Origin of the sequence: Paenibacillus allorhizosphaerae (assembly GCF_042659105.1) — a bacterium.
Taxonomy (GTDB): domain Bacteria; phylum Bacillota; class Bacilli; order Paenibacillales; family NBRC-103111; genus Paenibacillus_G; species Paenibacillus_G allorhizosphaerae.
Genome location: NZ_JBHSRV010000004.1, coordinates 70868 through 95738, shown reverse-complemented (window position 1 = coordinate 95738; position 24871 = coordinate 70868). Strand labels below are relative to the sequence as shown.

At 54.0% G+C, this 24871-nt stretch carries 21 protein-coding genes and 1 riboswitch; of the genes, 17 read left to right on the top strand and 4 right to left on the bottom strand.

All coding sequences use genetic code 11. The annotated features are described in order from the left end of the window. Positions 1–203 precede the first annotated feature (203 nt). Positions 204–1103 carry a LysR family transcriptional regulator gene (locus ACFQI7_RS16730; RefSeq protein WP_218097984.1) on the top strand — a complete coding sequence of 300 codons (900 nt, stop codon included), beginning with the start codon at positions 204–206 and terminating at the stop codon, positions 1101–1103. A gap of 310 nt (positions 1104–1413) precedes the next feature. Beyond that, positions 1414–1728, top strand: a complete 315-nt coding sequence (locus ACFQI7_RS16725) for a hypothetical protein (protein ID WP_230414752.1) — start codon at positions 1414–1416, stop codon at positions 1726–1728. 406 nt (positions 1729–2134) lie between these two features. On the opposite strand, the gene ACFQI7_RS16720 is transcribed toward ACFQI7_RS16725, so the two are convergent. After that, positions 2135–6274, bottom strand: a complete 4140-nt coding sequence (locus ACFQI7_RS16720; RefSeq protein ID WP_230414750.1) for an Ig-like domain-containing protein — start codon at positions 6272–6274, stop codon at positions 2135–2137. A gap of 474 nt (positions 6275–6748) precedes the next feature. Here ACFQI7_RS16720 and ACFQI7_RS16715 point away from each other — a divergent pair, with 474 nt between their 5' ends. Next, positions 6749–7177 carry a universal stress protein gene (locus ACFQI7_RS16715; RefSeq protein ID WP_218097983.1) on the top strand — a complete coding sequence of 143 codons (429 nt, stop codon included), beginning with the start codon at positions 6749–6751 and terminating at the stop codon, positions 7175–7177. Between the two features lie 265 nt (positions 7178–7442). Beyond that, complete coding sequence (locus ACFQI7_RS16710; RefSeq protein ID WP_218097982.1) at positions 7443–7823, top strand: MmcQ/YjbR family DNA-binding protein; 381 nt, start codon at positions 7443–7445, stop codon at positions 7821–7823. Positions 7824–7883: 60 nt separating this feature from the next. Here the strand turns inward: ACFQI7_RS16710 and ACFQI7_RS16705 are convergent, their stop codons facing one another. Together ACFQI7_RS16705 and ACFQI7_RS16700 are read right to left on the bottom strand one after the other, a co-directional pair. Continuing rightward, a complete protein-coding gene (locus ACFQI7_RS16705; RefSeq protein WP_218097981.1) occupies positions 7884–8552 on the bottom strand; it encodes a GGDEF domain-containing protein in 669 nt (222 codons plus the stop codon). Between the two features lie 10 nt (positions 8553–8562). Continuing rightward, positions 8563–9201, bottom strand: a complete 639-nt coding sequence (locus tag ACFQI7_RS16700; RefSeq protein WP_218097980.1) for a GGDEF domain-containing protein — start codon at positions 9199–9201, stop codon at positions 8563–8565. A gap of 381 nt (positions 9202–9582) precedes the next feature. Here ACFQI7_RS16700 and ACFQI7_RS16695 point away from each other — a divergent pair, with 381 nt between their 5' ends. From ACFQI7_RS16695 to ACFQI7_RS16650, 10 genes are all read left to right on the top strand, one after another. Then, on the top strand, positions 9583–9759 hold the full coding sequence (locus ACFQI7_RS16695) for a hypothetical protein (protein WP_218102391.1): 177 nt from the start codon (positions 9583–9585) through the stop codon (positions 9757–9759). Then, positions 9749–10759 carry a Gfo/Idh/MocA family oxidoreductase gene (locus ACFQI7_RS16690; RefSeq protein ID WP_218102392.1) on the top strand — a complete coding sequence of 337 codons (1011 nt, stop codon included), beginning with the start codon at positions 9749–9751 and terminating at the stop codon, positions 10757–10759. Before ACFQI7_RS16695 ends, ACFQI7_RS16690 begins: the two co-directional genes overlap by 11 nt. Before the next feature lie 128 nt (positions 10760–10887). Continuing rightward, complete coding sequence (locus ACFQI7_RS16685) at positions 10888–11274, top strand: glyoxalase superfamily protein (RefSeq protein WP_218102393.1); 387 nt, start codon at positions 10888–10890, stop codon at positions 11272–11274. A 174-nt stretch (positions 11275–11448) separates the two neighbouring features. Continuing rightward, positions 11449–12108, top strand: a complete 660-nt coding sequence (locus ACFQI7_RS16680) for a hypothetical protein (protein WP_218102394.1) — start codon at positions 11449–11451, stop codon at positions 12106–12108. A 102-nt stretch (positions 12109–12210) separates the two neighbouring features. Further along, positions 12211–12879, top strand: a complete 669-nt coding sequence (locus ACFQI7_RS16675; RefSeq protein ID WP_218102395.1) for a response regulator transcription factor — start codon at positions 12211–12213, stop codon at positions 12877–12879. Next, the gene (locus ACFQI7_RS16670; protein ID WP_218102396.1) at positions 12876–14528 is read left to right on the top strand and encodes a sensor histidine kinase; all 1653 of its coding nucleotides are present in this window, start codon (positions 12876–12878) and stop codon (positions 14526–14528) included. The genes ACFQI7_RS16675 and ACFQI7_RS16670 overlap by 4 nt, the downstream gene beginning before the upstream one ends. Positions 14529–14764: 236 nt before the next feature. Next, positions 14765–15151 carry a large conductance mechanosensitive channel protein MscL gene (gene mscL / locus ACFQI7_RS16665; RefSeq protein WP_218102397.1) on the top strand — a complete coding sequence of 129 codons (387 nt, stop codon included), beginning with the start codon at positions 14765–14767 and terminating at the stop codon, positions 15149–15151. Positions 15152–15323: 172 nt separating this feature from the next. Next, positions 15324–16415 (top strand): M24 family metallopeptidase, encoded by a 1092-nt coding sequence (locus ACFQI7_RS16660; RefSeq protein ID WP_218102398.1) that lies wholly within the window; start codon positions 15324–15326, stop codon positions 16413–16415. A gap of 27 nt (positions 16416–16442) precedes the next feature. Beyond that, positions 16443–17387, top strand: coding sequence for a helix-turn-helix transcriptional regulator (locus ACFQI7_RS16655; RefSeq protein ID WP_218102399.1), 945 nt, complete (start codon positions 16443–16445; stop codon positions 17385–17387). A gap of 68 nt (positions 17388–17455) precedes the next feature. Beyond that, positions 17456–18013, top strand: a complete 558-nt coding sequence (locus tag ACFQI7_RS16650) for a DinB family protein (RefSeq protein WP_218102400.1) — start codon at positions 17456–17458, stop codon at positions 18011–18013. Positions 18014–18034: 21 nt separating this feature from the next. Here ACFQI7_RS16650 and ACFQI7_RS16645 read toward each other — a convergent pair whose 3' ends face one another. Beyond that, positions 18035–18580, bottom strand: a complete 546-nt coding sequence (locus ACFQI7_RS16645; RefSeq protein WP_230415581.1) for a ferritin-like domain-containing protein — start codon at positions 18578–18580, stop codon at positions 18035–18037. 266 nt (positions 18581–18846) lie between these two features. Here ACFQI7_RS16645 and ACFQI7_RS16640 point away from each other — a divergent pair, with 266 nt between their 5' ends. From ACFQI7_RS16640 to ACFQI7_RS16630, 3 genes are all read left to right on the top strand, one after another. After that, positions 18847–19185 carry a YrdB family protein gene (locus tag ACFQI7_RS16640; protein WP_230415583.1) on the top strand — a complete coding sequence of 113 codons (339 nt, stop codon included), beginning with the start codon at positions 18847–18849 and terminating at the stop codon, positions 19183–19185. A 71-nt stretch (positions 19186–19256) separates the two neighbouring features. After that, positions 19257–19445: riboswitch (cobalamin riboswitch) on the top strand. A gap of 232 nt (positions 19446–19677) precedes the next feature. Further along, on the top strand, positions 19678–23685 hold the full coding sequence (locus tag ACFQI7_RS16635; RefSeq protein WP_218102401.1) for an S-layer homology domain-containing protein: 4008 nt from the start codon (positions 19678–19680) through the stop codon (positions 23683–23685). A 151-nt stretch (positions 23686–23836) separates the two neighbouring features. After that, the gene (locus tag ACFQI7_RS16630; RefSeq protein WP_218102402.1) at positions 23837–24865 is read left to right on the top strand and encodes a DUF4430 domain-containing protein; all 1029 of its coding nucleotides are present in this window, start codon (positions 23837–23839) and stop codon (positions 24863–24865) included. The last annotated feature ends 6 nt before the right edge of the window (positions 24866–24871 follow it).

Genomic DNA, 24871 nt, shown 5'->3' with positions numbered 1-24871 from the left:
TTATGAACGAGATCATAAGAGCCAGCGAAGCCGGACATTCGCTGAAAGCAAGTAAAGTTTTGTCCTAGTGACATGTTTCTTTGAAGGGAGTCGGGAGGCCGCCGGAAACGTTTTTGTATAAAGTACTTTACCATGGTTTTTACCATCGGTGTTATCTATAATAAATGATAAGTATCATCAATAATGTTGATAGTGGTGAAAATATGGATTTGGTTTACTTTCAAACGTTCCGCGAGGTAGCGCAGCGCCAAAGCTTCACCCGGGCCGCCGAAAAGCTCGGATACGCACAGTCGAGCGTTACGACGCAAATTCAAAAGCTGGAGAAGCATTACGGCGTGACGCTGTTCGAAAGGTTCGGCAAGCGGCTGCGTCTCACTTCATCCGGCGAAGCGCTGCTGAAGATTACGGTTCAAATGCTGGATTTGTACGAGGAATCGCAGGAAACGATCGCCAGACAGACTGGAGGGACACTGTCGATCGGGACGATCGATTCGCTGGCCTCCTATTATCTTCCGCCCTTGATCGAACAGCTTCGCCGTCATTTTCCCGAGCTTGCGATCAGGCTGCATCCCGGCAGTGAAGCGCATATTATCGATACGGTGAAGGAGGGCGAGCTTGATCTCGGACTGCTGCTGGACGATAAACCGCCGGATTCGTCATTGCAATGCATCACAATTAAGGAGGAGCCGCTGTTATTGATCGCCCGGCCTGGTCATCCGCTGACGCAGCTAGCGGAGGTGGGACTGGATCAGCTTCGCGAGTCGGAGTGGATTATGGCGGAGGAGAGCTGCAACTACCGGGGCATGCTGGAGAAAGTGCTGCGGGCACATGATATTCCGTATCGCGTCGGCTTTGAGCTCGGGAACCCGGAAGCCGTCAAGCGATGCGTCATGGCCGGGCTCGGACTAGCGCTTCTGCCGCGGATCGTTGCCGAAGAAGAAGTGCGCAGAGGGGAACTAGCAGTGCTGCCGTTTGCACATCCGGACATTCGCTTGCAGGTGCAATTGTTTTACCACCCGAAAAAATGGATTTCGCAGGCGATGCATGCTTTTATACAGCTGCTGCAATCAGGAGCACCGCCTGTGCCCGAACAAAGCAATTGAACGGAAGGAACGAGGAGCAGGGCGGTATGAGAACTTTCATTAGAGTAGCATTGATGGAAGAGGCGGAAGCGATCATTGAGTTGAGAAGACATTAGGATGATGTGCATGCCGCGGCAAGACCGATATTTTCGTTAGCGAACTTGTACGATGAAGATGCGATCCGTTTCTATTTTGAAGCGGAAAGTCGCAGCCGAAGGCGAGCGTCGGGATGCGTCGTTGCTTACATGATTTTAGGTTCTCCGGTTCGTGAATACAAGAACGTTCGGTGAATTGATATAATAATAAAAAGAATTTTATAAAGAGAGAAGGAATGAAAAGTATGCTTCAATGTTCTTGGTGTATGAAGAAAATTAAAGAAGACAAAGAATGCTTTGGATTAAGCGTCAAGTTCGTTGAAGGATTAAATCTTAAAGAGGATGAAGGCACAATAAAATCCATATTTCTTACAACCAGGAATACAAGCGTTCCTATGATTGTGGTCGCTGAAGATTCAGAAGCAAAGAAACAAGGACAGGATGGAATATTTGTACTTTGCAGCGATAAGTGCGGTATAAAGATGAAGAAGGCGTTGAATGAAGAGATCAGTTTATTTAAGCCTGATGGAGAAATATTAAAGCTAGAGTAACAGTTATTGAATCTACGGGGTTACTCGACGAAGACATCAACTTCACATAACATTGTATCTACACTGCGGGGCGTGCGCCCCGTGGTCTGCCAAAAGCGAAATCGTGGAAGTGAGTCTGGCAAACATTCCTGCAAGGTTAAGTCCATAGGGGGCCTCTGCCAGGCAAGAGGCCTTAAGTCTCTCGGATTCGTGTGATGGAATACGCCATTGCCTATACCAGACAAAACAACGCGGACGGGGCTGAAGCTGAACGTGGTCGAGTTCAATACAAGCGCGATCAAGCTTTACGAATCGATGGGGATAAAATCTCGAAAACGGAGGACGGAATTGCCGTTGAGATAGTGAAAGAGAGAAGCCTCCTTTTACCACAATCCAAGTGGAAAAGGGAGGCTTCTTTTATAACCATTTATTTATTATGTCCGTGCTTGGTCGCGACGACTTCCCAAATGAACGGGACCGAGCGGTTTCCTGCCAAGTCGGTCGCCTGCACCGAGATTCGGTTTCGGCCTTGACTCAGGGGCACAACGATCGTATAGGTAAGGTCCGGGTTCACGATGGCGGTTACGCCACCTGCCGTAACCGTCCCCGGCTCGCTGACCCTTCCTCTGATCGTGTAATCGCCTTCCGGGACCTGGTCGTCTTTTCCGTTGTTGTTGCCGCGCGGGTTATCGATGGTGAGTACCGGAGCAGCGTTATCGTAGGTCAAACGTAAGATGACCGGAACAGCGGCATTACCGAGCGTATCGACCGCTTCTACCTTGATGTCATTCGTACCTTCCGCCAGTCGGATCGTTTGCGTGAAACGCAAATTGGAATCGATGGCCGTTTCGGTTCCGTTCACGTACACTTTGGACGGCTCGCTAACCGTACCCGAGATCGTATAAACAGAAGTGGTTACGGAACCGCTGCGCTGATCCAGACGAAGCATCGGCAGGATCGAGTCGACGAACAGATGGATGGAGACCGGCTCTGCAGGCACTCCTGCGGTATCGACCGCCTCCACCATAATTGGATTAGGACCTTGCTGAAGCTGCAGGGTCGCGGCAAATTTCAAATCCGGACCGACCGCAGACGGGACTCCGTTTACTTTCACCGTTGCCGTCTTGCTCACGCTGCCCGTAATGGCGTACGTCGCTTGCGTTACGGAACCGCTGCGCTGATCCAGCGTGATGACAAGCGGGCCGACAGGTGTGACGGAAGCGGATGCGGAGTAGGCGCCCTCGATGGTGTTGCTGACAGCGGCTACGGCATAGTCATACGTAGTATCGAAAGCCAGCCCTTTATCCGTGTAGCTGTCACTGATCAGGTCCGATGCCACAAGCTTGAACCGCCCGGCGTCGCCTTCTTTGCGGTAAAGATTATAGGAAGTTGCATCCGGAATCGCGGTCCAACGAATTTGAGCGTCATTGCCGTATACGGCCGCCGTGACGCCGCCGGGTGCGGCGATCGCCGGAACGCCAACCCGGATATTATCAAGATATTCGTTTACTTTATGCGTTGCCGAAGACAAGAAGTCGATGGCGCTCAGTTTTGCCGCATCGGGCCAGCCTTTGTCCTTATGGAACGGAATCGTTCCGCTCGACGCGCCGTTAATGAACACCTCGGCCATTTGCGTTTTGACATCGGCTACGACTTTCACGTGATACCACTTGTTCGGCACAAACTCGTTGTTGGTCGGCAGAGGGACGGCTTTCCCGTTGCTGGTATCCGTGTTGCGGTAATAAAAGCAGTAAGGTGTCGGGCAGCCGGCTCCATACCCGGAAAAAATTTCGACGTAATGCTTGCCGAACGCCGTGTCGAGCAGCCGGAGTACCCTCGGGTAATCTGCTCCCGCCATTTGCATCACATCGACTTCGGCGATGACCGTGCCTTGCTGGGCCGGGAAGTTTTTGGACGCGCGGGTCTGGCTCGTGCTGTTATCGAAAAGATTGAGCAGCTTGCCGGAACGGTTGCCCGGCGGATCGGCAGGGACGGCGTCCACCTTGATATAATTCGTCTCGGTGGCCGGCGTAGGTCTGCTATCGTAGCCAGCGGGATAATCGCCTGCATTCATGCGTTCGAAATCGTCGTTAATCAGGAATACCGCTGCAGGCGTGCCGAGCAGCGCTCCGTTGCGTTCTTCCGAATTTTCGAGACTTTCGCCGAAAGCGTTGGCCGCTTTGATCACGTAAAAATAATTGACGCCGACTTCGACCTGCGTGTCAAGATACGAAGTGTCCGCAACGGTGGCGACGGTCGTATACGGGCCGCCTGGCGTCAAGCTGCGTTTCACCTGGTATGTCTCCGCTCTTTCGGCGGGAGCCCACGATACGAGTAAGTCCGCACTGCCCCGCGACACGCTGACGCCCGTCGTTCGGTAAGGAATCGCATCGAAATGTTCGAGCTGTACTTGGGAAAAAAGCGATTTATTGTAATTCTCGATCAAATTATTTTCTTTGGCGGCGTCCGCCATCATACCGATGTACACCTCGTCCGAATCGAGCGTCATAGAGGAGATCCGGGTCCATTCGGTGCCGGTGAGCGACATATATCCCGTGACGGTGTCGCCGAATTTCACGATACGCACGTAATATGGCGGATTGATCGACGGAAGCGGCGGTGTTTCAGCCAATGCCCCGCCCTCGGTGTCTCTGCTGTAAAATTCCGCTACATGACCGTCGCCGCGAACAGCAAGGCCCATCATGCCCATGCGCGCACCGGGCGTCAGCTTCTCGCGAATCATCACGCCTGCTTTGGCCAGCGGGGTCGTGTGTGTGATTTTGTCGATCCGAGCGGTCAATTGGCCGTCGCCGGTCAGCTTTTGATAAACGAACCGGAACGACTCGCTGCTGCCGGCGATATTGCCGGAGCTCTTGAGTGTGAGCACGCCGTCGTTGAGATTGGCATGTCCCGGCAGCCCAGGGCTTCCGATATCTACGGAGCTCCAGGGAGCGATGTCGCCGGACGCGTTGAAGTGCACGGGTACGGCGGCAGAGTCGGTTGACGTTCCGCTGTTATCGATCGCTTTGGCCGTTACATAGTAGGTTCCTTCCGGTACATTCGTCCATACGTATTGATACGGAGCGGTATCGTCCTCGCCCATCTTTACGCCGTTGCGGTAAAACTCGACCTTGCTGACGGTGCCGTCCGGGTCTGACGCTTCCGCATCGAATATAATTTGACCTCCGGCGGGTGCAATCGTATTGATTGCAGGGGATGTCATGCGAACGGTGGGGTTCAGCGAGCCGTTGCCGGCAATCGAGTTCAAGTAGTTTTCCAGGTTCGTGTAGCCGTTCGAGCTGATGTCGTTGCGATCGGCAGCATCGTTCGGGTTGAGTCCGCGTGCGAGCTCCCAGTCATCCGGCATGCCGTCATGGTCCGTATCCGTCGGAGCGGGTAAGCTGTTCAATACGGGCCAGCCGCCGACCTCGGCCGGAGAATTGATTTGTCTCCCGGTGCGGTTGCGTACGTCATCGATGATCCGGGCGTCAACCGAATCGCGCTTAGGCATTATAGCACCTGCCTGGGCCAGCACAAGCGCATAAGCTTCTTCAGCCGAATGCGTCGTTACGGGCGCATAAGGAACCGGCTCGGTCAGCTTGATGTTGCCTTCGAAATCGTGAACGCCAGCCCAGTTATCCGCCGTAATGCTCGGAGAGCCGTCGATGTAGTTGCCGTCGATGTACCACTGACCGACGCCGCCGATCTCGTCAAGCACCAAATCTCTCGCGCTGAGCAGGGTGTCCGGACCAAATTTATTGTAATTGTTGATCATATTGACATTGGCGCCGTTACCGCCGTACGCGGTTTTATAATTCCAGTTGTAGACAACGTTGTTCCGGTAATCCAGATTTCGTTTGTCGACTTCCGTGCGGCCTTTGAACCGCGGATTGCGGCTGCTGTTATGGACCAGCAGGTTGTGATGGTATGTATTGTTTCCGGCTCCCCACAAGCCGCCGAAGCCGTGACGCCCTTTCTCATGTTTGGACATATGCAGCGCTTCGCCGATGATGGACCATTGGACCGTAAGATTATCGGTCGTTTGCGGAGACAGTACTTCATCGATCGCCCAGGAGAAGGAGCAGTGGTCGATGATAATGTTCTTGCGTCCGTCAATCGAAACGGCATCGCCTTCGGAAGGGGACTGGTCGCCCATGCGGAAGCGCAAATAGCGGAGAATGACATTATCCGCCTTGACATAAATCGAGTAATTGTTGACGCTGATTCCGTCTCCGGGCGCCGTCTGTCCGGCTATCGTCAAGTTCGAGCCGGTAATGTTAAGCTGCGATGCCAGTTGAATGTTGCCGGAGACGCGGAACACGACGGTACGGTTGCCTTGGCTGACCGCATCCCGAAGCGAGCCGAGGCCGGAATCGTTCAAGTTCGTCACTTCATATACTTCGCCGCCGCGACCTCCCGTCGTGTACATGCCCCCGCCCTCGGCTCCCGGAAAAGCGGGAAGCGCGGAGCCCGCAACCGGAGGGGTTTCCACGGCATATACCGGCACGGAAGTCGCAAGCATACTAGCGCATAACAATGATGTACATAGAAGCTTTCTTATTGTCATCAAATGGGGCCTCCTTGCGAAAAAAATATAGTCGCCGTACAATCAGTCCTTTACGTAACCGCTTACAAAATTCCTCCTTTCCGGATGAACCGAACGGTGCATAGAGAACATATTGGAAAAGTGTTCCTGCGAATACAAATTATACTTGCAGCCCGGACAAACATTTATAGGTCTATCCATTCATTTCATAGGGGAATCAAACTATAATTCACGGGCAAGCTTGACGCTATCATTCTTTTCCACTTGACCGTCCGCATCGTTGGCAAAATACTTAAAGGGGTATATGTATTGTGAACGTGACAGATGGCTGGCACGCGTTGTAACACTTGCAGCAATGCCTTCTAGAGGAGCAATTCCGGACGATTCATTCTGATTCAATAGCAGATGAAACAGGGTAAGTATGATTAATGTCACAGCAAGTCTACATACTAAGTGATATGATCATCGTATCGAAACTCGAAGGGAGCGATTGCCATGTCTTTCACAAATATTCTAATGTCCTATGACGGTTCGGACCCATCCAAGAAAGCGCTGGAGAAAGCGATCGCGCTGACGGAACAAAACAATGCGCAATTAACGCTGCTTCATGCTTATCACATACCTTCCATGGTGGCTACGCATCCTTTTTTAATTGTCCCCCCGGAATATATGAATAATGTGGCGCAAACGGAAAGTCTTATTGTTGAAGAGCTGAGATCGCTTGTATCGCATTTGCCGAATGCGCAGGCGGTCGTAGCGAACGGCCAGCCGGCAAAAGTGATTTTGGACTATGCCAAAGAGCACCGGTGCGACCTGATCGTCATGGGAAGCAGAGGACTTGGAGGATTTCAGGAACTCGTTCTCGGGAGCGTCAGCCACAACGTGGTGCAGCATTCTCCCATCCCGGTATTGATCGTCAAATAAGGTACGACGATTAACCATTAGGCGAATCATGTGCTATATTCATGACTGAAAGAACGAACCATGCCGAACGAGGCATGGTTCTTTTTGTCGATGAATCCGATACTGCAGCGCGGCCGGTCTCGACTGCGTTATGTTGAAAGAACCGGAGGCAGGTTAGTGAAGTCAATGAGTGACGCTTGGCAGTCGGTTTGCCGCTATTTTATAATGAAGCTGTCATTACGCTGACGCAGTTGAACGATACGATAACTAAAGGAGGAACGCAATTATGGGGCATGATCGGCGGTTGGTCACAAAAGAAGGACAAGCGATGCTGGAACAAGTACGGCATATTTGCGCGGAGCTGCCCGAGGTGGAAGAAATCGTAGACGGGTTTGGCCATATCACGCTGAAAGTGCGCGGGAAATCGTTCGTCATAATGGGCGAAACGGAAGAAGGAGCGAGCTTGTCGTTTAAAAGCGATCTCGAGTCGCAGCATCTATTGCTGCAGCAAAGCGGCAGCTACGTAAAAACGCGTTATATCGGGCAGCACGGCTGGGTATCGACGAAGATGGGTGCGCCGCTCAATTGGGAAGAGCTAAGTGAGCTGCTCAAGGAAGCGTACTTGCGCGCTGCGCCGAAACGTCTGGCGAGGCAGCTGCTGCAGTGAACATGAAATAACATGACATAAGCCGCTGTCTCCCCTTGAAACGGCGGCTTTGTCCATTTTTTAAGCGGTCGAAGTCATATATACATAATTTTTGCGCTGCTTCGCGGTATACATCGCCTGGTCGGCTTGGTTGACAAGCTCGAGCATATTCGTACAACGGCCGTGATCGACGGCGATCCCGATGCTTACCGTGATGGTCAGATGGACGGTTTGGTCGAGCGGAAGCGTAATTTGCTGAATGTTTTTGCGGATGCGTTCGCCGACTTCCTTCGCCCCGTTCTCGTCAAGGTCGGATAAAATAATGGCGAATTCCTCGCCGCCCCAGCGGCCGATCGTGTCTCCCTTGCGCACCGTTTTTCGCAGCGTTTGCGCCACTTCTTTCAATACGAGGTCCCCGCCGATATGGCCGGCTTGCGTGTTAAAGCTGCGAAAATCATCAATGTCAATGACAGCAAGCGCGATGGGAACATTTCCGCCGCGCGTCGTTCTGAACACATGCTCCAGCTTTCGGAACAAGTATCGTCTGTTGAACAGTCCGGTTCCGTCATCGATAATGCTTTGCTCATACCAGCGGACGCTGATGGCCGTCCATACGGCACCGCTAATTATGGAGAGAAGTACGGCGGCGCTAATCCCCCAGTAACCGAACTGCAGAAGCTCCACGGTTACCAATAATAATGCGGCGTTAGCGGCAGCCCCTGCCAGAGATAAATAATATCTCTTTTCCATATGCCTCACCTTATCTCTCTAGTTGGTCGTATTTTCGTATTAAGTCGGTCAAAGCTTCGCGGAACAAGGAAGACTCCTTCCGGTCCAGTTTCTCCGATAATGTTTTCAATTGCCGCACCAAGGTCGACGGATAATAGCAGGTTTTCATAATCATTTCTTCGTTGGGAGGCAAAGCGACCTGGTTTCTTCCCGATTCTTTGGCGGACAAAAGCGCGGCGCTGGCGGAACGCATTAACGTTTTTTCATCCTTGGCGTCTCTGGGAAACTGGGCCACGCCGGCCGTTACGCTCACTTCGATCTGGCTGCTGGGAAGCCGGAACCGGTCCCCGGAACGGTAGATCGTAGCTCGAATCGACTCCATCTTCAAGAAGGCTTGCTCCAGACTAACCCCGGTCAGCATAATAGCGAACTCGTCGCCCGATACGCGGAAAACGATGTTCTGCGTCGCTTCTTCCGCAAGAATAGCGGCGATCGTCTTCAATACTTCGTCGCCGATGGCGTCGCCCAGCTGATTATTGATTTCCATGAAATGATCGATATCGATAAGAGCCAAGGCAACAGGCTCCTGATCCTTAATGTTCTGCTTCAATCGAAGCTCCAGTTCTTTACGGTTCAATAAACCGGTCAGTCTATCCAATGTGCTGTTCAATGAAACTCTCCACCCTGTACGCTGTTATATATAATTATATATATATATATTTTTGTATGGTCAAATAAATTTTTTTTAATGTATGTCCGATTGTCAGGGATAAAATGTAAAATTTGGATTGACGTAAATCAAAAATGATGAGCTCAATACCCGGGTCTTCCAACCGGTATGCACATATTTTTGGTAAATCGAACGTGTTGGACAAAGCCCGGTTTCCTTCTAAGAATAAACTGGTGGTTGGAACATATTTATTGGATCAACTCCTAAATTGCTGGCTTTTTGAACGTTTAGCGACGGACGGTAGATTAGCGTGCGAAAAGGTAGCTTCCAGCACGAATGATTTAGAAAACCGAATATAACTCAAAGGAGTGACGGTAACGAATGGAGCATTTGGTATTTGAAAAGCACAGGGTCTGGGAAGCTGAGGGTACGGTAACCGATATAGCCGGCCGGGAGTACAGCCTGTTGACGAGAGACGTGGTCGGCAGCAGCGGCCGCATCCACGACCCATTCCTCGGCTGCGTGTGCAGCGATGGGAGGGATAGCGATGCCGGATAAAGTCCGCGTGGCGGTGATGGGACTTGGCCGTGCCGGTAACCGGCATGCGGCTCATTTGGCTGCGGGCATTCCCGGAGCGGAGCTGGCGGGTGTGTTCGATCCGAACGGTGCTTTAGTGGAGAAGGCTGCTCTGGAATGGGGCGTGCGCGGCTCGGCTCGCAGCGCGGACGACTGGATGGAAGACCCGGCGATTCATGCGGTCGTCATCGCGGCCCCGACGCCTCTGCACGGGGCGTTGATTAAGCAAGCGGCTGCCAGCGGCAAGCATGTATTCGTGGAGAAGCCGCTTACCGGCCGGCTGGATGAGGCGGATGAGATCATCGAGGCAGTGGAGCGCAGCTCGATCGTTTGCCAGGTCGGATTCATGCGCCGGTTTGACCCGGCTTACGCCGAAGCGAAACGCAGAATCGCTGCCGGCGACATCGGCAAGCCGATTTATTTCAAAGCGGTTTCCAGAGATCCGGGTTCGCCTCCGGCGGAATTCATTAAGCACAGCGGCGGCATCTTTCTCGATATGGCGATACACGAATACGATATGGCCAGGTTTTTAATGAATTCGGAAGTGAGCTCGGTGACGGCGCATGGCCAAGTTTTGGTCCACGATTTCATGAAGCCGCTCGGCGATATCGACCAATCGCTCACTTATATGACGTTCAATTCGGGAGCGGCAGGCGATGCGGAAGTCGGCAGAAACGCTTTTTACGGCTACGACATCAGGGGGGAAGTGATCGGCACCGAGGGGAGCATCGCCATCGGTTCGCTCAAGCATCACGATATCCGGATCCAAACCCGAAGCGGCTCGTTGCATGACATCGTCCCGTCTTTTCCGCAACGGTTTCAAGAGGCGTTTCGGATGGAGCTGGTTCACTTTATCGAATGCGTCAGAACGAACCAAAAACCGTCCGTGACGGAACGGGACGGCAAAGCGGCGCTGGCTATCGCTTTGGCGGCGCAGCAATCGTACGAGACCGGGGCGACGGTGAACATCGGGCGGGCATGAGCCAAGTCCGACGATAACGGAATCCGTTATGGTCCTTCACGCACATTTCGCTTGAGCGGCTTCACCGAAAATTGATACAATGATCGCAGGAAGATGCTTTTCCAATCCGATTCGTAATGGAGGAAGCTATGGGATCATCTGACGTTCGTATCAAGGCGACGACGCCGATTTTGCGCATGTTTGACACGGACAAGGCCAAGCAATTTTACATGGAGTTTCTCGAGTTTCAGCTCGATTGGGAGCACCGGTTCGAAGCGGAACTGCCGCTGTATATGCAAATTTCAAACGGCGAGTGCATCCTTCATCTGTCCGAGCATCACGGCGATTGCAGTCCGGGGGCTGCGATCCGCATCGAAGTGAAGGGCATCGAAGCGCTGCATGCGAAGCTGCTGGCGAAAGCCTACAAGTATGCGAGGCCGGGCTTGGAACAAATGCCGTGGGGAACGAAAGAAATTAGCGTAACGGACCCGTTCGGCAACCGATTGTCATTTTACGAAGCGATTTCATCCGAATAAGCCGCTTCACGCGGCAGCGTGCAAGGAGTCCCGTTCCGGCGGAGGCTCCTTTTTCATGCCATCACATAATTTCCCACAATCATCCGATAATTTGTCCGCATTGTTTTGTTACTTTAATAACGCGGGGGAGACGTCCCACCGACAAGAACCCATTCGTGAAGGAGTGCTAATCAAATGAAAAAGTTAAAAACGTTAACCGCCGGGTCGGTATTGTTGACGATGGTTCTCGGGGCGAGCGGCGCGGCGCTGGCCGAAACGGCAAAGCCCGTCGAGGTAAAGACGGAGGCTCAGGAAGCGGTGCCTGCGGTGAAAGCCGGAGCGGTTCTCGTACGATCCGCGGGAATGCTGTTTAACCCGGTGCATGAACGCAAATACATGCAGCTGCTTGTTCAGTCTTACGCTCCGGATAGCGCGGCACAGTGGAATGCGGCGCTGGAGGAACGCAAGCAGGTCGAGAGCGACATGTCGAAAACGTTGGAAAAGCAAGTTATACTTAAGACAGACCCTGCGACTCCGGTCGAAGCCATAAAAATCCAAAAGCTCGACGACGCTTCGGCAGGTGCTGACGGCACCGACAACATCCGGTTCGAGATCAAGCAGGGCAAAGAGCTGCATGTGTCGGCTACCAAGGCGATCGCCGCCGGTGGTACAATGAAGAAGGAATGGACGGAGAGCATGAAGCTTCAGGACGATTTCGCGAAGGCGGTGGAATCCGGCGACGGATCGGCCATTCGGGCACTGCTGCCGAAGCTGCTCGACGATTACACCAAACAGACGGCGGAAATGAAAGAAGCCACGGAGAAGATGAAGACACAGCAAACGGAACAGCAGTAGGATCCATTGCATGCCATTTATGCTGCGGCTGTACGTATTCCAAGGGGCGTTGGCTTTTACGCAGCGCCCTTTTTTCTTAAAACACAACGGGAGGGAAGACGGATGTATCGGATATTTCTGGTAGAGGATCAGGCCGATTTGGCCGAAGTGCTCACCGTCTATTTGCAAAACGAGGGCTGGCAGGTGCGTTCGTTCCTTGATGGCGAGTCGGCGCGTGCTGCGATTTCGGAGCGGCCGGACCTGTGGATCCTCGATATTATGCTGCCCGGCGTCGACGGCTACCAGCTGATCCGGGAGATCAAAGCGGATCAGCCGAGGCTGCCGGTTATTTTCATCTCGGCGAGAGACGCCGATATCGACCGGATCGTCGGACTCGAGCTCGGCAGCGACGATTATATGGCCAAGCCGTTTCTTCCCCGCGAGCTTGTGATTCGAACGCGCAAGCTGCTGGAGCGGGTGTACGACTCCGAAACGTATCCGGGCGTGCATCAGTGCAGGCCGTATACGCTGGATGAACGGTCGAGGCAGGTCAAAGACGAGAGCGGGCAGCCGATCGAGCTGACGAGCAAGGAGTTCGAGCTGCTGCTGTATTTTACGCTGCGCGCAGGCCAGTCGTTGGAGCGTGAGCAGGTGCTGTCGGCCGTATGGGGCAGCGATTACTTCGGTTCCGACCGTGTGGTCGACGATCTGGTGCGGCGGCTGCGCCGCAAGCTGCCGCTGCTGCGGCTAGAGACCGTATACGGATTCGGATACAGGATGGTGAAAGCATGAAAAACTGGCCGGTTGCCGTGAAAATATGGGGTGTGTTCGCTTCGATTACGCTGAGCATCTTTATTATGCTGGCCCTCTTTTTGCCGTGGACGCTGAAGGGCTTTTTTACCGATCAAATTTACGATCTATTGATGGATTCGCAAGCTTCCGTACGGTTTGAAGCCCAAAATACGGCAGGGTTTTCCGTTTCAGCCAAAGAAGCGACGTCGGTTTCCGCGACCGTGGACTTTGCCAAGCCGGTGATGATCCTGCCGATCGCTCCGGTCGAGAAGACAAAAGACTCGATGGAACCGCAGGACGCGGCGGCACAGAAAGAGGTTTCTTCGGTGAAGGAACTGCGAATCGGGAAGCAGGACGCGCGAGTGGATCCGCTGGAAATGAGGATCAAGTCCAATGAAATCATGTTGGACCGGCAAACGATCAGCATGAGTAAAATCGAGGCGCAGCCGGCGAGGCCGTTTGCTGTCGGGATTGCCGGTTCGCTGCAGCCTCCCGAAGCACCGGTTGTCCAGCATATGCTGATCATGGGATCGGCGGAAATCAGCCGCTCCGAAGCGGCGCTTCCGCAAACGTATGTGGAAGCGATCGAGCAGGACGCGCATCTGCAGCAAAGTGAGGTACAGAAATATTCGCGGAACATCGACAACAAAACGATCTTTTATGTCATCCGCAAAGAGGAGCTGTCCGGGAAACCGGGCTATGTCGTGTCTTATTCGTGGGGCAACTACCGCAATGATCTCGTATATACGATGTTCGGGCGGTTGATGCTTCTGATGGTCGCGCTCATTTTGTGCAGTTGGCTGCCGTGTCTTGCGCTCGCCAAATATTTGACGCGCCCGCTCGTGCAGATGGAGCGCCACGTCGGGCGCATGTCCGAACGCGACTGGCATGAGCCGCTTGCGACGACCCGATCGGACGAAATCGGCCGTCTGGCGCGCGCGATCGAAACGATGCGGCTGCGTCTGGTTCGGCAAGATAAAGCGCAGCAGTTTTTCCTGCAAAATATTTCTCATGAGCTGAAAACGCCGGTGATGGTGATCCGCAGCTACGCTCAGTCGATTATGGACGGCTTGTTTCCGAAAGGCAGCTTGAAGGAGAGCGTCGAAGTCATAATGAAAGAATCGGACCGGCTGGAGAAGCGGGTTCGCGACCTGCTGTATTTGAATAAACTGAACTATGTTTCCTCACGCGAAAAATCGTTACAGCCGTTCGATCTGAAAACCGTGATCGAGGACGTGGTGGAGCGGCTGCGCTACCGGAGGACCGATATTGAATGGGCGGTGGAGGCGGACAGCGATACGATGGTGTGCGGCGACCGGGAGCAATGGGGTGTCGCGCTGGAAAACTTGCTGGATAATCAGCTGCGTTATGCCAAGGGACGCATTACGATCGAAGTGCAGCATCCGGCGGAGAGCGCCGGGGCGGACGCCGGTCAGCCGGCCCAGCCGACGGTCCGCATATGGAACGACGGCCCGATGCTGGACGAAGCGGCTGCCGCCGAGCTGTTCGAACCGTTCCGAACCGGAACGAACGGCCAATTCGGCCTGGGCCTGACCATCGTCCGGCAAATTGCCGAGTACCACCGCATGACCGCCCGGGCGGTCAACGAGCGCGGCGGTGCGGCGTTCTACCTGGAGCCGTCGAATTAAGGGCGAAGCTCATGAAATGGCCGCCGCATGCGATGCGGCCATTTTCAATTTTTATGAAGATAATGTGCGCTGTTGGTGTTATACTATTACCCGTTGGCGAGTAAAGACAAGTCGTATATAGGAAGAGCTTGTCCAATCGCTTGCCTCAAAAACAACGGTAATGCCGCCGCGCTTTTGTATGCCGGTTATTGGGGCGCAGGGCGGCATTGGAAATGGTTAAGGAGGTTTTTTACACGATGTGGAAAGAGTTTAAAGCATTCGCGTTAAAGGGAAACGTTCTCGATCTGGCAATCGGGGTTATCATCGGAGCGGCATTTGGGAAAATCGTATCCTCGCTAGTCAACGACGTGCTTATGCCGCTGCTTGGCCTTTTGCTTGGCGGGCTGAACTTGTCGGGGCTTCACTTACCGCTTGGCGGCGCCATTCTGAAGTATGGAGTGTTTTTGCAAACGGTTCTGGACTTTTTCATTGTCGCATTCTCGATTTTCCTGTTCATCAAGGCGCTAAGCAAATTTAAGCGGAAAGAAGAGGACAAGCCTTCGGAGCCGCCGAAGCCGTCCAAAGAAGAAGAGCTGCTTGCGGAAATTCGCGATTTGTTGAAACAGCAGCAAGGGTTGCGGTAAGAGAACGCGTTTCTCTGCCGCTTCTTTTTTTTGTCCGGACGTTTCGCGGCGGAATGGATGTTGCCGGAAAGAAGCAGCCTCTCGGATCAGCCAAAGGATTCCGTACTTCAAGTATGTTATAATCTGCGTAACGTGAACGGATTGTATATTGGATGAAGGGCGGTTATTCGCGATGAACGAACGGTTAAGTCAATTGTATTCCCTACTGGAGACGGAAGCTTTGGATGCTGCGTTCGTTACGCTGCCGAAGCTTATTTATTATTTTACCGGTTTTTATACGGAACCGCATGAGCGGTTTATGGCGCTCGTCTGCCCGCGCAACGAACCGCCGTTTCTCCTCGTGCCGCTGCTCGACTATGAGAAGGCGGTGCAAAGCTCGAGCGTAAGCCGCATCGTTCCGCTAGAAGACACGGATAATCCGTATGAAGTGCTGAAGCGCCATATGAAGGGTGCGATCAAGCGGATCGGCATCCAGGAAGACCATTTGAACGTGAAGCGGTATCACGGTTTGATGGAAGCGACAGGAGCGGAGGAAGCGGTGCATATAGATCAGCAGCTGGCTCAGCTTCGTGTCGTGAAAAGCGATGCGGAGGTTGCTGCTATCCGGAGAGCGATCCGCTGCATCGAGGAAGTGCTGCATCAAGCGCTGCCGCTCGTAAAGCCCGGCGTAACGGAGCTGGATCTCGTAGCCGAAATGGAGCACAGGATGAAGAAGCTCGGAGCGGACGGTCCCTCGTTCGATACGATGGTGTTATCGGGCGCCAAAACCGGGCTGCCGCATGGCGTACCGGGTATGGAACCGATTCAGGAAGGCGAGCTGCTGCTGTTCGATGCAGGCGTATTTATCGACGGATACGCTTCGGACCTGACAAGAACGTTCGCCGTAGGCGACGTCGGCGACAAGTGCCGGGAAATATATGACGCCGTATTGCAGGCGAACATGCAAATGATTCAGGCGGTGCACCCGGGAGCTTCCTTCGCCAGCCTCGATCTTGCGGCGCGAAGCTGCATTGAACGAAAAGGATACGGCGAATACTTCATTACCCGGGCGGGGCACGGGTTCGGCCTGGAAATTCATGAATATCCGTCCATCCATGCGAACAATGCCGATCTCATGCGCGAAGGGATGGTATTTACGGCGGAACCGGGCATTTATATCCCGGGCTTGGGCGGCGTGCGGATTGAAGACAACGTCTTGGTCACGAAGGAAGGCGTTCAGGTTCTGACCTCGTTTCCGAAGGAACTAACGGTCGTCGAAGTGTAGTCACCGGAATGGAGGTTGGGGCAGACGATGAATAAGACCGACCGGATGCTGGCCATTGTGCTGGAGCTGCAGCGCAAAGGGACGCTGCGGGCGGAAGATTTGGCCGTGACGTTCGAGACGAGCGTACGTACGATTTACCGCGACGTTCAGGCGCTCAGCGAAGCCGGGGTGCCTGTCATCGGCGCACCCGGTCAAGGCTACTCGCTCATGGACGGCTATTTTTTGCCGCCGGTCAGCTTCCTGCCGGAAGAAGCGGTAACGCTGCTGCTCGGTGCAGATATGGTGGAGCAGCAATTCGACGAGGACTACCGCTCCAAGGCGAAAGCGGCCCGCGCGAAGCTGGAGTCGGTGCTGCCGGGAACCGTCCTGCAGGAGGCGGCGCGAGTCCGGAGCGGACTCAGGATGCTAAATCCGGGCAGAAACGTAACCGACCCGGAGAAGCGGAAGCTGACGCTGCTGCGACTTGCCGTCCTCGAAGAGCGTCAGGTACGCTTTCGCTATGTCAAAGGATCGGCAGCGCCGGAGGAAGGCGGGGGCATAACGCGGATTGCCTCGCCGTACGGGCTCGTGCTTGTAAGCGGCGTTTGGCACATCATCGCTTTTTGCGAGCTTCGGCAAGATTTGCGCCATTTTCGGTTGAGCCGCATGAGCGGGCTCGAGCTGTTGGATTCGCGCTTTGCGCGTCCCGACGATTTTAACCTGGAGCAGTACGCACCGCCGGACGATCGAAACTGCATCATACGTGTCCGGTTTCCGGCCGGTTTCGCTGCGAAAATCGAGGAAAATCGCTCCTACTATATCCATATGATCGAAACGACCGATGAAGCCTGTTATGTCACGCTCCGCGTCCGTCAGTTGACGGATGTTTTGCCTTGGGTGCTCGGATGGGGGAGTCATGCGGTCGTGCTCGAACCGGAAGCGATGCGCACACGGATCAGGCAAGAAATTGAAAGGATGCTGTTAAGCTACTGACATACTGCTGTCAGTAGCTTTTTGGTATCGTATAGACAGATTCCATATCAAAGGAGCTGTTCTAGTAAATGAACACGAAAGAGACATTGAACCGTTTTGAAAACTTGGTCCGGCAATATATTCGCGGATTGGAGCCGCTGACGATAGAGCAGCTTACGAGAAAACCATCCGACGACGAATGGTCGTTAGGTCAAATGTACCTTCATTTGATTCAGGGGACGCTATATTTGCATTTGCGAAATATCGAGGCTTGCCGGGAGCAGGCTGCGGAAACCGGTGGTACGGAAAGAAAAACGGAGGCAGGCCGCCTGGTGTTTGCGCAAGGCAGCTTTCCTGGGATCCGCATTCAAGTGCCGGCCACGCCGGAATATACGCCCGCGCAGCCGGAAAGCAAGGAACAGCTGGTTGCGGGACTGAACGATGTGGTGCGGCGCATGCAGGAAGTGGAGCCCGCGCTTGCGGATATGCAGGAGAGCGGCACGAAGGCTCATCCGAGATTCGGCGACCTGAACGCGGTCGAGTGGTTTCAGTTGGTCGAGATGCACTACCGGCACCATCTGCTTCAAAAGGCGCGGTTGGAGCAATTTGTTGGTTTAAGCAGCCTGCCAGGCGAATCATCCAAGTGATATGTCGATTGGAAATATTTTTTATTTCTTCCGACTCAGGTCCAAATATAAAATGTAGTTGTACTTCGTAGCGTGTTTGATTTCGTCGGTTATAATCTCGAATACCATGTCACGGTAATAGCGGTTGGGCAGACCTGCGCGGATATCGCGATATTTCTCGACTGCGGCCAGCTCGCCGAACAGCGCTTTTTTCACGCCGTCAATGTATGAAGCCGGTTTCTCGAATGAAGTGCTTTCGAGTGCCGTAATCGTTTGGCCGGTCAAGTTTTGATAAATGGTTCTAAACATGTTGTTATGCTTCCGCTCGTCGTCCCGTATGCTTTCGATGATTTTCTTTTCTTCCTGCGTAGGAGCGATGGAAATCAGATAGTCATAAAATAATTCGTCTTCCCGTTCGCCCTGGACCGATTGTTTGATTAAGGCAAGCGCTTCTTGCAAAGATTTGTACGATTCAGGTTGAGCCTCGTTCCGGTATCCATAGTAATCCATGTCCGAAAACATAGCTCCGGTACTTGCAGGGGGGTAGGCATAAGGCACCCAAGGTTGATAAAAAGGATATTGAAGCACGCTATTCCCTCCGAACGATAGTAAATGATGAACGCAAATCCGTGATAATATATGAGAGTTTCGTTGGAAGGGCAACATGTCTAGAAAATAAAAGCCCAAAAAAGAGGGGACCGCCCCTCTTTTTGCTTTTTTTTTAAAGCGGCTTCGGGTACGGAGCGGGAACGCCATTCGATCCCAAATAAATTTGCTTTAAATCAAAAGCCGGAACTGTTTGGATTTCATCGCGTATGCGATAATCAAAAAAACGGATGGAGCGTGAATAACGATTGGAGATTGTAAAAGGCGCAAATTTGTTATTACGGTTTGTTTTGGAGTTATGCGCGCTGACTGCGCTCGGGTATTGGGGCTTTCGAACCGGAAACGGCTGGATTTTGAAAATCGCTCTAGGCATAGGAGCCCCGCTGCTTGCTGCGATCATATGGGGGCTGTTCGTATCTCCCAAAGCGACATATGATGTGGGCAACCTGGGGCGTTTGGTATTTGAGATCTTGGTTTTTGGATCGGCCGCCATTTCATTGTACTATTTCGGACAAGCCCGGCTATCGGTTATTTTTGTCATTACGGCTGTAAACAGCCGGGTGCTGATCGTCGTGTTCAAGCAATAGCCGGCGAGGCGTCTGCTTTTCTTGTAGACGAGCGTAAGCCGTCATGATAAGATAATGAAGTCATTTTCATAGTTTTAAAAAAGAGAACGGGTGGCGAGCTTGGAAGCTCGTCATAATAGGGAAACCGGTGAAAATCCGGTACGGTCGCGCCACTGTAAGCGAGGAGCCCCCGCAAGAGCCACTGTTTCGCAAGAAATGGGAAGGAAGCGGGCCAGCGTCGATGCGCAAGTCAGGAGACCTGCCTGTTCGTTAACACCCCAGGAACCTACGCGATATAGGGAGGTGTGAGATCGGCGGCTGTACCGGCTATGCTCTGGCTGCAGAAACATCGTTTTCTGCATCGGCGGCTTCGGTTTTTCGTTTCGGCATCCTATCCATACGATCGCAGGCATCTTCCATTCGGGGAGGTGCCTTTTTTGGCTTGTTCCCGGCTTAAGCAACGGTTCTATGAAAATGGGCAGTTCAGAGAGAAGAGAGGGAGAAGCGAGAACAATGGGCAAAATTAGTGCATGGAAACGTCCGTTTTATCTGCTGGTCATCGGCCTGCTGCTGTTTGCGCAGCTCGTTAGCGGCATCGGCGGCTTCGCCGGTGTTGCAGCTGCGAACGCGCTCCAGACCGATACGGGATCCGGCGAGGAGACCCGGATAATAACGGTTTCGCAAGCAATTGAGGAAGCGTCCGCGTGGGTTGCGAATCATTGGGACGTGAATAATACAGAACTGAGAGACTGGTATGTTTATACGCTTCATGCGGCAGGCAAGACGGTGCCGTCAACGGATGAGTATTTGAGTGAAGCCAAGAAGCAAGCAGCGAGGCTCGAGGTTCAAGCGAAAGTAACCGACTACGTCACATTGGCGCTAGGTGTCAAGGCGGCGGGAGGGGATCCCGTTTCTTTCGGAGGGATCAATCTCATCGAGCGGATTTACAATCATCCGCAGCTCGAAATGCAGGGAATTAACGGGGTGATTTATGCCCTTCTTGCATTGAATAACGGATCGTACCAGGTTCCGGTGAACGCAACCTGGACGCAGGATAAGCTGGTCAGCCGACTGTTGAGCAGTCAAATTCCGGATCAGGGCTGGGCACTGGACAATAGCAAGTCCGATCTGGATTTGACCGGTGCGGCGCTATGGGCGCTTGCTCCATACAAGGATCGTTCTGACGTGAAAGCGTCTGTATCGAAAGCAACGGCTTGGATCGCATCGATACAGTCGGGGAACGGCGACTTAAATTCGGAAAGCGGCATTGCCAACAGCAATACATTGGCTTATGTAATTTTAGGACTTTCCGCGCAGCAAATCGACGGAAGAACGGGAAGTTTTGATAAAATTTACGGGAATCTGCTGACCGCATTGTTCCGTAATTTTAACGCGGACGGCGGGTTTGCAGTTACAAACGGAACGTCGTCTGACAAATCTGCGACGTATCAGGGGCTGCTTGCCCTGCTTGCTTTCAATACGCTAACCGGCGGGCAAGGCGGGGAGTATGAAGTTCCCCTGCCTTCGGAAGGCAATCCGCAGCCGAAAGCATCGGTATATGTCCATATTGAACATAAGGACACGACGCTTGCGGAAGGGGATCTATCGGCCGAAACACCGCTCGAAGCGCTGCAGCTGCTGGCTGCTCAGAACAATCTCCCTGTCGAGACTTCAGACGGTTTCTTCTTCGACGTAACGAAGATCGGAACCGTATCGAAGTACGTATACGGCAGTTCATATGATTATTGGGCTTTCAATATTAAACGGGACGGAAAATGGACCAACGATTATCTTTGGAAGGACGTTAAGCTGCAAGACGGTGACGAGCTTGCCATCTTCTACGGGCCTTACGATGCTTTCAAAATGCTCGCAGACATTTCATTGGCACCCGAGGAACCTGTTGCAGGCGAACCGTTCCGCGTAAAAGTAACGCAGATCGAAAATTTATACAGTTCCCCGGCGGTCTCCGTCGCTGCTGCAGTGTATGTGCAGGTCGGAGAGCAGAAAGTATGGACGGGCGCGCAGGGCATCGCCGAATTCCCGAACGGGTATACGGCGGCGGACCAGCGGATTGTCGTTACCGGACCGCTCGTTAACGGCTATCCTACCGTGCTTCGCGGGGTCAAACGCTTAACTGCGAACGATAATCCGGGACCCGTTCCGGGAGGACCGGTGCCCCCGTCAAGAACGATTACGATCAGCGTGGCGGGCGATGATAAGCTTGGAACGATCTTGTCTTCACAGTCGCTTGACTGGCAGAGCGGAGATACGGCATTTTCCGTCCTCATTCGCGCCTTGGGGGCGGGTCGGGTACAATCGAAGGGCAGCGGCTCCAGCGCCTACGTAAGCGGAATCGACGGTTTGCGCGAATTCGATAAAGGATCGAAGAGCGGCTGGATGTACGCGGTCAATTGCTCGTTCCCGACGACAAGCGCCGGCGGCTACAAAATCAATATCGGGGACCGCGTCGACTGGCGTTATACGAAGAACGGCGGCGATGACGTGAAAGCGGCGCTGACCGAATCGTGCACGCCTCCTCCGGGTGCGGGCAATATTCAGACGAGCCCGAATGCCGCGAGCGAGCTTGAGAGCAACCTGGCTCTGATTCCGATCGGTTACGCCAACACGAGTCCGGTAGATCCGAAGGTTCAAACGGTACGTGTGCTGAACGGCAATCAAAAAATGACGGACGCAGAGAAACAAAAATTAAGGCAAACGCTGGCAGCCAACAAGGTGGCGTTGGAACGGTCCGCTTCTGCGCGGGACGCCGTCGATCTCACCGATGAGAAAGAAGAAGTAAGGCTGCGCATTCCGGAAAAAGCTTTGCAGGAAGACAAACAGCTGTCGATTCAGGAGCTGGATAACGCCGGTGGGCGCGAGGAACTGATCTCTTCGATCTACGAGCTCGGTCCAACCGGAACAACATTCGATTACCCTGTCTATATATCGATCCGAACGTCGCTGGACGCGGATGATCTTACGCAGCTGGCGATGGTGTGGCTGAACGAGCAGACGTCGCAGTGGATTCCGATTCCGGCCGTGATCGATTCCAAGACCGGCGTTATCACAGGTACAGTCGATCATTTTACGAAATTCGCCGTTATCGATAAAAGCATGCTTGTGCAGCAACAACCCGCCGACGATGTGAGCAAGGCGATCGAGAAAGCGGTCAAGTATGTGCAAAGCCATACGGAGCTATCCGATTGGGAAGCGTACGCGCTGGCGACGGCAGGGGTTCAAGTCCCGCCCGCTTACATTGCTTCTGCAGAAAGCATGTTGGAAGAGAAAAAAGGCATTGTACGGAACGTGACCGATTACGAACGGCTGGCCATCGGGGTCAAAGCGGCCGGCGGCGATCCGGAACGCATTGCAGGCTATAACCTGATCGAGGCGATTGCAAATAACCAACGCATGACGGCGCAAGGAACGAACGGTCCGATATTTGCGCTTACGGTATTAGGTTCGGGCCAATACCGCGTATCGGCAGATGCGCTTTGGAACGAGGACAAATTGATCCGCTGGCTGCTGCAAGCGCAAAATAGCGACGGCGGCTGGCCTTTGGACCGCGGGGACGCGTCGAACCTCGACTTGACGGGAATGGCGCTTGCGGCGCTCGCGCCTTATCGGGACAACGCCGAAGTCAAGTCCGCTATCGGCAAAGCGCTCGCCTGGCTGTCCAGCGAGCAGCAGGCAAACGGCGGTTTCCGTCTCGGCGGGCAAGAAAACAGCGAAAGCGCGGCGCAAGTGCTGCTGGCGCTCGTCCGTCTCGGCATTCATGCGGATGATCCGCGATTTGTAAAATCGGGTCGTACGGTCGTGACGGAGCTGCTCAGCTATCAGCAGGAAGACGGCGGCTTTGCCCATACGAAGGGCGAACCGTCGGGCAGCATCGCGACGGAACAGGCGCTGCTCAGCTTGGCGGCTTACCAAGCAGCCAAACCGGCTGCTGCGCGTTCGGTTTCCGAACCCGTATTCGCGGATGCGGCCGACATCTCTCCTTGGGCTGCCGAATATGCGAAGAAGGCCGTCCGCTACGGACTGATGGAAGGGGTCAGCGACAAGGAACTGCGGTTTGCTCCGCAGGAGAAGCTGACGCGCGCCCAGTTCGTTGCCATGACGCTGAGACTGATGGGCACCGCTCCAACCGCCGATGTGAAGACTGCGTTCAAAGACGTGGAGCCGGGCAGTTGGTATGCCGGCTATGTGGCGAAAGCGGCGGAGCTCGGCATTGCCAGCGGCATCTCCGAAGAAGCGTTCGATCCGAACCGGAGCATGACGCGGCAAGATATGGCGCTCGTGCTGTCCAGAGCGTTCCGGATGCCCGAGACGGCGGCCGGAAAGTCCGATCCTTTCACTGATCTCAACGAGGCGTACGAAATGGCGGTTCCGGCGATCCGCAGCGTGTTCGAGAGCGGCTACATGGAAGGTGACGACCAGGGCCGGTTCCAGCCTGCGGCGACGGTGACCCGGGAGATGGCGGCGGCGGTCATGGTTCGCGTGTATGAGAAAAGACTTAAATGATCTGTTTTTTGCGGAGGGCACCGAAGGTGCTCTTCGCTCCATTTCATCAATATAATAGGTTTGTTCAAAAGGGTTCATTGGCAAAACAACAATGGTATCGTTAACTGTCAGCTAATGGGCTTAGGCCATCATTTTCGAAGGAGGGATTCCTTTGCGTCGAACGCTGTACGGCAAAACTTGGCTTCCAGGAGCTTTGATCGTGTTGATGGTTTCCCTGAGTGCATGTACTACCGGCGGCTCTACTGACCCGTTGGAGCAGCGGGGGATATCGGCCCATGCGATGACAGGGGCATCCTCCGGAACCGGACAGGCGGTTAGCGAGAACAACAGCGTAATGAGCCCGGGGGTGTCGCCCGTACGCCAGGGGATAACGGGCGCACCGGACAGTGCAGCTGAAACGGTCAACGCTTCGAAGCCGGGCGAATTGCAGGCTTCCCAGGCGCAGCCGACGGCGCCGTCGTCGCCCCTGCAGAACGGCGTCGCTAAGCACGAAGTAGGGACGGTGTCGGGCACGCCGTCGACAGACTCGTCCACTCCGCCGGCTTCGGCTTCCGGTGCATCGCGGACCGATGCGCAGGGGGCATCGTCTTCCAGCTCAGCGACGACACCGGCGCAAGCGGCATCGAGCTCAGCGTCGACCGGCACAGCGCAACCGGAAGCCCCGGATGCAAGCGTATCGCCGCCGGCTTCCGCATCACAGGCCGGCACCGCCTCGTCGCCTGCCGCTTCGGCAACGGAGCCCGCAACGACGAGCCCAGGCGCTGCCGAAGCGCCGCAGTCGCCGCCGGCTCAGAACGCGCCCGCACCTGCTTCCGGACAAGACGCCAAATCGACTGCCGTATCCGTTCGCATCGTTGGCGATAAGGAGAAAGGGACGATTCTGGATACGGTGCAGGTCGAGCTTCGGGACGGGGATACCGTCGTCGACGTGCTGAAACGGATCACCAAAGAAAAGAAAATTCAGCTGGAAACACGGGGATCAGGCAAGAGCAGCTATATAGAGGGGATCGCCAATTTGTACGAGTTTGACAAAGGCGCCAAGAGCGGCTGGCTCTACCGGGTGAACGGCAAATTTCCAAGTGTAAGCGCCGGCGCTTACACGTTAAGCAAAGGGGACAGCGTGGAATGGCTGTATACGTTGAATCTGGGCAAAGACGTCGGCAAAGAAGCGGATAAATAACGAAGG

Excerpts from the sequence above, each read along its gene's own strand:
- ACFQI7_RS16720 (WP_230414750.1), bottom strand. The coding sequence starts at position 6,274 with ATGACAATAAGAAAGCTTCTATGTACATCATTGTTATGCGCTAGTATG.
- ACFQI7_RS16715 (WP_218097983.1), top strand. The coding sequence starts at position 6,749 with ATGTCTTTCACAAATATTCTAATGTCCTATGACGGTTCGGACCCATCC.
- ACFQI7_RS16680 (WP_218102394.1), top strand. The coding sequence starts at position 11,449 with ATGAAAAAGTTAAAAACGTTAACCGCCGGGTCGGTATTGTTGACGATG.
- ACFQI7_RS16635 (WP_218102401.1), top strand. The coding sequence starts at position 19,678 with ATGGGCAAAATTAGTGCATGGAAACGTCCGTTTTATCTGCTGGTCATC.
- ACFQI7_RS16660 (WP_218102398.1), top strand. The coding sequence starts at position 15,324 with ATGAACGAACGGTTAAGTCAATTGTATTCCCTACTGGAGACGGAAGCT.
- ACFQI7_RS16725 (WP_230414752.1), top strand. The coding sequence starts at position 1,414 with ATGAAAAGTATGCTTCAATGTTCTTGGTGTATGAAGAAAATTAAAGAA.
- ACFQI7_RS16705 (WP_218097981.1), bottom strand. The coding sequence starts at position 8,552 with ATGGAAAAGAGATATTATTTATCTCTGGCAGGGGCTGCCGCTAACGCC.
- ACFQI7_RS16690 (WP_218102392.1), top strand. The coding sequence starts at position 9,749 with ATGCCGGATAAAGTCCGCGTGGCGGTGATGGGACTTGGCCGTGCCGGT.
- ACFQI7_RS16730 (WP_218097984.1), top strand. The coding sequence starts at position 204 with ATGGATTTGGTTTACTTTCAAACGTTCCGCGAGGTAGCGCAGCGCCAA.
- ACFQI7_RS16655 (WP_218102399.1), top strand. The coding sequence starts at position 16,443 with ATGAATAAGACCGACCGGATGCTGGCCATTGTGCTGGAGCTGCAGCGC.
- ACFQI7_RS16670 (WP_218102396.1), top strand. The coding sequence starts at position 12,876 with ATGAAAAACTGGCCGGTTGCCGTGAAAATATGGGGTGTGTTCGCTTCG.
- ACFQI7_RS16710 (WP_218097982.1), top strand. The coding sequence starts at position 7,443 with ATGGGGCATGATCGGCGGTTGGTCACAAAAGAAGGACAAGCGATGCTG.
- ACFQI7_RS16650 (WP_218102400.1), top strand. The coding sequence starts at position 17,456 with ATGAACACGAAAGAGACATTGAACCGTTTTGAAAACTTGGTCCGGCAA.
- mscL (WP_218102397.1), top strand. The coding sequence starts at position 14,765 with ATGTGGAAAGAGTTTAAAGCATTCGCGTTAAAGGGAAACGTTCTCGAT.
- ACFQI7_RS16685 (WP_218102393.1), top strand. The coding sequence starts at position 10,888 with ATGGGATCATCTGACGTTCGTATCAAGGCGACGACGCCGATTTTGCGC.
- ACFQI7_RS16695 (WP_218102391.1), top strand. The coding sequence starts at position 9,583 with ATGGAGCATTTGGTATTTGAAAAGCACAGGGTCTGGGAAGCTGAGGGT.
- ACFQI7_RS16675 (WP_218102395.1), top strand. The coding sequence starts at position 12,211 with ATGTATCGGATATTTCTGGTAGAGGATCAGGCCGATTTGGCCGAAGTG.